A 7,221-nucleotide genomic window follows, 5' to 3' on the forward strand; every position below is an offset into this window, starting at 1 on the left:
CGCGCGGTCAAGCCTCTAGCCGAACAGCGCGCGCTGGAAGGCCTCCGCTGCGGGGAGCGCCGCCTTCGGACCCAGCACCGCCATGGCGACGCGGCGAGGCGCGAAAATCCGGCCCGCGAGGCGGGCGAGGTCGGCCGGGGTCACAGCATCCACATCGGCAGCGATCTCCTCGGGATCGAGCGGCCGGCCGAACAGCAGCACCTGGGCGGCGGCCTGCTCGGCGCGGGCGAGCGCCGATTCGCGGCTCATGAACATCGCGCCCTTGAGCTGCGCCTTGGCGCGCGCGAGCTCCGGCTCGGCCACCTCGGCCATCCCCTTCAGCTCATCGGCCGTGACCCGCGCGAGCTCGGCGGCGTCGGCCGCCGCGCAGCCGGCGAACACGCCCAGCACGCCGGCGTCAGCGTAGGTCTCCGCATAGGCGTCGATCGCGTAGGCGAGCCCACGCTTCTCGCGCGCCTCCTGGAACAGGCGGGAGGCCATGCCGCCGCCCAGGATCTCGGCGAGCAGCCGAAGGGCGAAGTAGTCGGGATCGGTGGCGCCGATCGCCGGCAGCAGGATCACCAGATTGGCCTGCTCCAGGCTCTTGGCGGTCCGCCGCAGGCCGCCGGCGAACACGGCCGGGGCGGGCGCGGGCGCCGCCGCGCCCGGCGCCATGGCCCCGAAGTCGCGTTCGGCGAGCTTCAGGAGCCGGTCCTCGTCGACCGCGCCGGCGGCGCTCACGACCAGGGTTTCGGGCGCGTAGAGGACGTCGCGCCAGGCCGCCAGCGCCTCGGGCGTCGAGCGGCCGATGGAGGCCGTGGTGCCGAGGATCGGACGTCCCAGCGGATGCCCGGCGAAGGCCGCCTCCTGGGCGAGGTCGAAGATCAGGTCGTCCGGCGTATCGGCGGCCTCGGCGATCTCCTGGGCCACCACCTGCTTCTCGCGCCGCAGGTCGTCGCTCTCCAGCCGCGGGCGCTGCACCAGGTCGGCCGTCACCGCCGAGCCCAGTTCCAGGCCATGGGCCAGCGCGCGCACCTGGAAGCTCGTTCGCTCGTAGCCGGTCGCCGCGTTGATCTGCCCCCCCTCGGCCTCGATCGCCTCGACGAGCTCGCGCGCCGTGCGTCGGCCCGCGCCCTTGAAGACCATGTGCTCCAGAAGGTGCGACCAGCCGGAGCGCGCCTCGTCCTCGATGCGGGCGCCGCGGCCGGCCACGACCGACAGCGCCACGGTCTGCAGCCCGGGAAGCGGGTCGCAGACCACCCGCACCCCGTTGGCGAGCCGGTGCAGTCGGGCGCGGAGGGGCTCAGGCTTCGGCGAAGGTGCGGACATAGGCCTTGATCGTCTCGGCGTCGGCCGGCAGCCGGTCATACCGCTCGGGCTTGCGGGCGAGATTGGCGCAACCCTGCGGCGGCTCCGGCCGCACGCCGGTCACCGCCGCGACGTCGTCCGGGAACTTGGCGGGGTGCGCGGTGGCCAGCACCACCGCCGGCCAGCCGAGATCGCCGCACCGATTGAGCGCCGCCACGCCGACCGCCGTGTGCGGATCGATCAGCTCGCCCGTCTGGTTCAGGGTCGCCACCATCGTGCGGCGGACCTCGTCCTCGGGCACGCTCACGCCGGTGAACAGCTCACGCATGGTCGAATGCGCCAGGGGCGGGATGTCGATGGCGCCGGCGGTCGAAAACGCCTGGAAGGCGCGCGCGGTCTCCGCCGGCTCCCGCCGCACGGCCTCGAAATAGAGCCGCTCGAAGTTCGACGCGGCCTGGATGTCCATGGCCGGCGAGATCGTCGGCTGCACCTCGGCCCGCGCATAGCGGCCCTCGGCGAAGGCGCGCGCCAGGATGTCGTTGGCGTTGGTGGCCGCGACGATCCGGCTGATCGGCAGGCCCATCCGCTTGGCGGCGTAGCCCGCGAAGGCGTCGCCGAAATTGCCGGACGGCGTGACGAAGGCGACGGGCCGGTCCGGCGCGCCCAGCGCCACGGCGGTCGTGAAGTAGTAGACCGCCTGCGCGGCGATCCGGGCGATGTTGATCGAGTTCACCCCCGAGAGGTCCACCGCCTGGCGCAGCACCGGATCCTGGAAGGCGCCCTTCACGATCGCCTGGCAATCGTCGAACGTCCCCGCCACCGCCACGCAGGCGACATTGGGTTCCTCGGCGGTGGTCATGAACCGGCGCTGGACCTCGGAGATCCGCCCCTCGGGGAACAGCGCCACGAGCCTGACGTTCCTGCGCCCCCGGAAGGCCTCCACCGCCGCCCCGCCGGTGTCGCCGGAGGTGGCGCACAGGATGGTCTGCGTGCGACCCTGGCGGCCCAGCAGATGGTCGAACAGGCGGGCCAGGATCTGCATGGCCACGTCCTTGAAGGCGAGGCTCGGACCGTGGAACAGCTCAGCCAGGAAGGCGCTCGGCGACAGCTGCACCAGCGGGACCACGGCTTGGTGGTTGAAGGTCCCGTAGGCCTCGGCGCACATCTCGGCCATCAGCTCGGTCGGGATCTCGCCGTCTGCGAAGGCGCCGATCACGCGTGCGGCCACCTCGGCGTAGGGCCGCCCGAGGAAGCCGCGGATCTCCGAGGTCTCGAGCTGCGGCCAGGCTTCCGGCGTGTAGAGCCCGCCGTCAGGCGCCAGCCCGCCCAGCACCGCGTCGGAGAAGCCCACCGCAGGCGCCTGCCCGCGGGTGGAGATGAAGCGCATCAGCCCGGGTTCCTGCCAAACAGCCTCGCCGCATAGACGGCGAGCAGAGCCCCGGCAAGGCCGAACCAGGTCAGCGCATACTCGAGATGGCGGTTGGGGATGTCGAGCGGCAGCGGCGAGGGCGTGAGGGCCTTGAGCTCCGGATTGGCGGCCGTCTCGGCCATCAGCATCACCGGCGCGGGAGACGGCGCGCCGAGGGTCCGGGCCATGGCCGGCACGTCGCGGACGAACCAGAGGGGCGGCCGGTTCTTCGGCGCGAGCCAACCCGGGCGGGCGGGCTTGCGCAGGATGCCGGTGATCGCCACCGGGGTGCGGTCGGCGGGGTCGACGGCGGGCCGTTCGGCGACGGTGTCGGGCAGGAAGCCGCGGTCGACCAGGATCGTCCGGTAGGCCGCGCTCTCCACCGGGCAGGCGGAGATCAGCCGTGCGCCCGCCTGCGGGCCCTGCAGCGCATAGAGCTCGAGGAAGGGCGCGCGCGACAGGCCCGGGCAGGTGACGGCCGCGCGCGTGTAGTCCGCATCGCGCCCCTGCGCCACGGCGTCCAGCACCGAGCTCAGCGGCTGCGGCTTCGCGGTCTGCAGCGCCGCGATATGGGCCAGGATGGCTTCCTTCCACTTCAGCCGCTGGAGCTGCCAGACACCCAGGCCGACCAGCAGCGCAAATGCGATGGCGACGGTCAGGGTGAGCCCGAACGGGAAGCCGCCGCGGCGTTCCGCGGGAGCCTCAGTCATGGCGGGCTTCGGAGGCCTTGTTGCTGAACTGCGCGGCGAGCATCAGCCCCTTCATGGGCCGCAGCAGGACCAGGCAGATGATGAGGGTCATCGGCAGCCAGACGACCAGCAGCACCCAGATGGGCGGATCGAGCGCCACCTCGGTGAACAGCGCCCCGAAGGCGGAGAGGAAGCCGCCGATCAGGATCACGAAAACCGCCGGACCGTCGCCGGAGTCGGCTTTCGCCAGATCGTAGCCGCAGGCCTCGCAGCGCGGCGCGACCTTCAGGAAGCCCTCGAACAGATGACCCTCGCCGCATTCCGGGCAGCGGCCGAGCGCGCCCGCGGCCAGGGCTCTGGGCTTGTCCATGCCGCCTCAGCCGGCTGCGCCGCCGTGCGCGCCGAAGATCACGTAGATGAAGGCGAACAGGAACAGCCAGACCACGTCGACGAAGTGCCAGTACCAGGCGGCCGCCTCGAAGCCGAAGTGCTGCTTCGGCGAGAAGCCGCCCATGAACAGGCGGATCAGGCAGACCGTCAGGAAGATGGTCCCGATGATCACGTGGAAGCCGTGGAAGCCGGTGGCCATGAAGAAGGCCGAGCCGTACAGGCCGGAGTTCGCCGCATCGGCGGAGAAGAACTCCTTGTGCGTCACGATGTGCGTGTACTCGTAGGCCTGGATCGAGGTGAACAGGACGCCCAGGCAGATCGTCAGGAAGAGCCCGATCTTGGCGTCGCGGCGATCGCCCTGCTGCAGGGCGTGGTGCGCCCAGGTCACCGTCGTGCCCGAGAGCAGCAGCGTCAGGGTGTTGACCAGCGGCAGGTTCCAGGGCGGCACCGTCTCGACGCCCTTCGGCGGCCAGGTGGCCCAGGCGGCCCTCACCTCGTCGATCGATCCAAGCGTCCGGTGGTGATGGAACAGCGCCATCTCGAAGAAGATCCAGAACCACGCGACGAAGAACATCACCTCGGATGCGATGAACAGGATCATGCCGTAGCGCAGGCCGATCGAGACGACCGGGGTGTGGTCGCCCTCGTTGGCCTCCTTCACCACGTCCCGCCACCAGCCGAACATGGTGTAGAGCACGCCCGCGACGCCCACGAAGAACAGGATCGGATTGTGCTGCGGGATGCCGAACAGGCCCTTCAGCCAGGCCACGCCGCCCATGGCCATCATCGTCGCCGCGATGGCGCCGATCAGCGGCCACGGGCTCGGATTGACCAGGTGGTAGTCGTGCTTGACGTCGCCGTGGGCCATCGCGGTCCTAATCCCTCACAAGTCCCCCCGCGCGCGGCGCCAGCCGGGCGGCGCGTGACCAGGGTCGCGGACGCTATAGCCCTGCGTCGGCCGTCCCCTCAAGGGGAAAGGCCGCCCTCGTCCGGCGGGCGGCGCGCGCGCTGCCGATCACGGCCTAGGCCTTCGGTTTCGTCGCCGCCGCGGCGGCTTGCTGCGGCTTGGCGTCGACCGCCGGGAAGAAGGTGTAGGAGAGCGTCACGTCGGTGAAGTTCCGGGTGTTGATGTCCTGCGCGAACTTCGGGTCGACGAAGTAGAGCACCGGCATCTCCACGGTCTGGCGGGCGCCCACCGTCTGGTCGGAGAAGCAGAAGCACTGCAGCTTGCGGAAGTAGGCGCCGGCCTGGTCGGGGGCGACGTTGAACAGCGCCCGCGCGGTGATCGGATGGTCGGCATTGTTGGTCACCTTGAAGACCGCGATCTTGGTCTCGCCGAGGTTCATGGTCTGCGAGCGCTGCTCGGGCGTGAACGTCCAGGGCAGATCGCGCACATTGGTGTCGAAGCTCACCGTCAGCTGCCGGTCGATGACCGTGTCCGGCGCGCGTTCGGCCCGGCTCACCGTGCCGCCGTAGCCGGTCGCCTGGCAGAACGCGCGATAGGCCGGCACCGCGGCGAACGCTGCGCCCACCATGCCCAGGAACACCGCCGCGCAGACGATCGCGACGTTGCGGTTGCGTCGGAGCTGTCGATCGAGACCTGGGGGCTCAGGAGTGCGGGACGGCGACATTGCTGCGCAGATGGATGATGGTGACGACGAAGACGATGACGACGAAGGCGAAAAGACCTATCGCGATGGCGAGATTGCGGCCGCTGCGCGCCTTCATCTCGGTCTCGGTCTCGCGGTTCGGATCGCTCATCTGAGGAGCGGCGTCAGCGGGGCCGCGCCCACCAAGTGCTCGCCCAACAGGGTCGCGAAGATCAGCGCCAGGTAGAGGATCGAGAAGGCGAACAGATTGCGCGCGTCCCTGGCCCCGGCGCGGACATCGTAGAGCCCATCCTTGCGCGCGTCCGGCGTCTCGCCCGCGTGGCTGCGGAGCAGGCGGACCGCGAGCAGCAGGAACATCAGCCCGCCCGCGCCGGCGACCCCGAGGTAGACCGGGCCCCCCAAGCCGGTGAAGGCCGGCGCCAGGCAGAGCGGGATGAGCAGCAGCGAGTAGATCAGGATCTGCCGGCGGGTGGCGGCCGCGCCGGCCACCACGGGCATCATCGGCACGCCGGCCTCGGCATAGTCCTCGCGCGTGTAGAGCGAGAGCGCCCAGAAGTGCGGCGGGGTCCAGAAGAAGATGATCGCGCAGAGCAGCCAGGCGTTCAGCGGCGCGGAGCCGGTCGCTGCGGCCCAGCCGATCACCGGCGGCAGGGCGCCGGCCAACCCGCCGATGACGATGTTCTGCGCCGTCCAGCGCTTCAGCCAGATCGTGTAAACGACCGCGTAGAAGAAGATGGTGAAGGCGAGCAGGGCCGCGGCGAACCAGTTCAGCGCCATGCCCATCAGCATCACCGAGAACATCGACAGCACGACGCCTAGCGCCAGCGCATCGGCGCCCTGCACCCGGCCGGCCGGCACCGGCCGCCCGCGGGTGCGGCGCATCTTCGCGTCGATGTCGGCGTCATACCACATGTTGAGCGCCCCCGAGGCGCCTGCGCCCACGGCGATGCAGAGGATCGCCACGGCCGCCAGCACGGGGTTGAGCGGCCGGTCCGCGCAGACGAGCCCGGTGAGCGCGGTGAACACCACCAGCGACATCACCCGGGGCTTGAGCAGCTGGATGAAGTCCTGCCAGCGGGCGGGCGCGTGCGATCTGTCGGCGGCCTGGGCCATGGACATGAAGTCTATACTCTCAAATGCTCGAAGGGCGCGCTCCCTGCGTCCGCCGTCTACGGGGGCGGGGAACTGCGCCCCGCAGAGGGCGTGGTGGAGGGGGCGAGCCACGGACCGTGCGACTGCTCGCCCCTCCCACCATCGGCTCTTCGCTTCGCTCGGCGGATTGTCGCCCGTCCTCATTAATGGGGAGGGTGGCGCCGGCTAGTGGATGTCGGCCCTGATCACCGGCAGCTCGTTGAACTGGTGGAACGGCGGCGGCGAGGGCAGCGTCCACTCCAGCGTCGTGGCGCCCTCGCCCCACGGGTTGGCCTCGGCCTTGCGGCGGAACACCATCGCGTCGAGCAGGACGACCAGGAAGACGCCCACGCCCACCAGCGTCACGACGTAACCGAACGAGGAGACCTGGTTCCAGTAGGTGAAGGCGTCGGGGTAATCCACGTAGCGCCGGGGCATGCCCTGCAGGCCCAGGAAGTGCATCGGGAAGAAGATCAGGTTCACGCCGATGAAGGTGATCCAGAAGTGCAGGACCGCGAGCCATTCGCGGTATTTCACGCCCCACATCTTCTCGAACCAGTAGTAGAAGCCCGCGAAGATCGCGAAGACCGCGCCCAGGCTCAGCACGTAGTGGAAGTGAGCCACCACGTAGTAGGTGTCCTGGAATTGGAAATCGAGGCCGGCGTTGGCGAGGACCACGCCGGTGACGCCGCCGACCGTGAAGACG

9 protein-coding genes are annotated in these 7,221 nt (G+C 70.4%); all 9 read right to left on the bottom strand.

Going from position 1 to position 7,221, the window contains the following annotated elements:
* Positions 1 to 15: 15 nt before the first annotated feature.
* Positions 16 to 1,308, bottom strand: coding sequence for a pitrilysin family protein (locus Q0W60_RS11740; RefSeq protein WP_297695777.1), 1,293 nt, complete (start codon positions 1,306 to 1,308; stop codon positions 16 to 18).
* Positions 1,283 to 2,674 carry a threonine synthase gene (thrC, locus tag Q0W60_RS11745; protein ID WP_297695779.1) on the bottom strand — a complete coding sequence of 464 codons (1,392 nt, stop codon included), beginning with the start codon at positions 2,672 to 2,674 and terminating at the stop codon, positions 1,283 to 1,285. The genes Q0W60_RS11740 and thrC overlap by 26 nt, the downstream gene beginning before the upstream one ends.
* On the bottom strand, positions 2,674 to 3,405 hold the full coding sequence (locus tag Q0W60_RS11750) for an SURF1 family cytochrome oxidase biogenesis protein (RefSeq protein ID WP_297695781.1): 732 nt from the start codon (positions 3,403 to 3,405) through the stop codon (positions 2,674 to 2,676). The genes thrC and Q0W60_RS11750 overlap by 1 nt, the downstream gene beginning before the upstream one ends.
* Complete coding sequence (locus Q0W60_RS11755; protein WP_297695783.1) at positions 3,398 to 3,754, bottom strand: DUF983 domain-containing protein; 357 nt, start codon at positions 3,752 to 3,754, stop codon at positions 3,398 to 3,400. The genes Q0W60_RS11750 and Q0W60_RS11755 overlap by 8 nt, the downstream gene beginning before the upstream one ends.
* A 6-nt stretch (positions 3,755 to 3,760) precedes the next feature.
* A complete protein-coding gene (locus Q0W60_RS11760) occupies positions 3,761 to 4,642 on the bottom strand; it encodes a cytochrome c oxidase subunit 3 (protein WP_297695785.1) in 882 nt (293 codons plus the stop codon).
* Between the two features lie 154 nt (positions 4,643 to 4,796).
* Entirely contained in the window at positions 4,797 to 5,405 is a 609-nt protein-coding gene (locus Q0W60_RS11765) for a cytochrome c oxidase assembly protein (protein ID WP_297695787.1), read from the bottom strand.
* Complete coding sequence (locus tag Q0W60_RS11770) at positions 5,383 to 5,535, bottom strand: hypothetical protein (protein WP_297695789.1); 153 nt, start codon at positions 5,533 to 5,535, stop codon at positions 5,383 to 5,385. Before Q0W60_RS11770 ends, Q0W60_RS11765 begins: the two co-directional genes overlap by 23 nt.
* The gene (cyoE, locus tag Q0W60_RS11775; protein ID WP_297695790.1) at positions 5,532 to 6,503 is read right to left on the bottom strand and encodes a heme o synthase; all 972 of its coding nucleotides are present in this window, start codon (positions 6,501 to 6,503) and stop codon (positions 5,532 to 5,534) included. The genes Q0W60_RS11770 and cyoE overlap by 4 nt, the downstream gene beginning before the upstream one ends.
* Positions 6,504 to 6,701: 198 nt before the next feature.
* Positions 6,702 to 7,221, bottom strand: a 520-nt coding sequence (locus tag Q0W60_RS11780; RefSeq protein ID WP_297695792.1) for a cbb3-type cytochrome c oxidase subunit I, incomplete at its 5' end; no start/stop codon positions are given.

The sequence above is a fragment of the Phenylobacterium sp. genome (assembly GCF_025934275.1).
Classification (GTDB): domain Bacteria; phylum Pseudomonadota; class Alphaproteobacteria; order Caulobacterales; family Caulobacteraceae; genus Phenylobacterium.

Excerpts from the sequence above, each read along its gene's own strand:
- Q0W60_RS11740 (WP_297695777.1), bottom strand. The coding sequence starts at position 1,308 with ATGTCCGCACCTTCGCCGAAGCCTGAGCCCCTCCGCGCCCGACTGCAC.
- thrC (WP_297695779.1), bottom strand. The coding sequence starts at position 2,674 with ATGCGCTTCATCTCCACCCGCGGGCAGGCGCCTGCGGTGGGCTTCTCC.
- Q0W60_RS11750 (WP_297695781.1), bottom strand. The coding sequence starts at position 3,405 with ATGACTGAGGCTCCCGCGGAACGCCGCGGCGGCTTCCCGTTCGGGCTC.
- Q0W60_RS11755 (WP_297695783.1), bottom strand. The coding sequence starts at position 3,754 with ATGGACAAGCCCAGAGCCCTGGCCGCGGGCGCGCTCGGCCGCTGCCCG.
- Q0W60_RS11760 (WP_297695785.1), bottom strand. The coding sequence starts at position 4,642 with ATGGCCCACGGCGACGTCAAGCACGACTACCACCTGGTCAATCCGAGC.
- Q0W60_RS11765 (WP_297695787.1), bottom strand. The coding sequence starts at position 5,405 with ATGTCGCCGTCCCGCACTCCTGAGCCCCCAGGTCTCGATCGACAGCTC.
- Q0W60_RS11770 (WP_297695789.1), bottom strand. The coding sequence starts at position 5,535 with ATGAGCGATCCGAACCGCGAGACCGAGACCGAGATGAAGGCGCGCAGC.
- cyoE (WP_297695790.1), bottom strand. The coding sequence starts at position 6,503 with ATGTCCATGGCCCAGGCCGCCGACAGATCGCACGCGCCCGCCCGCTGG.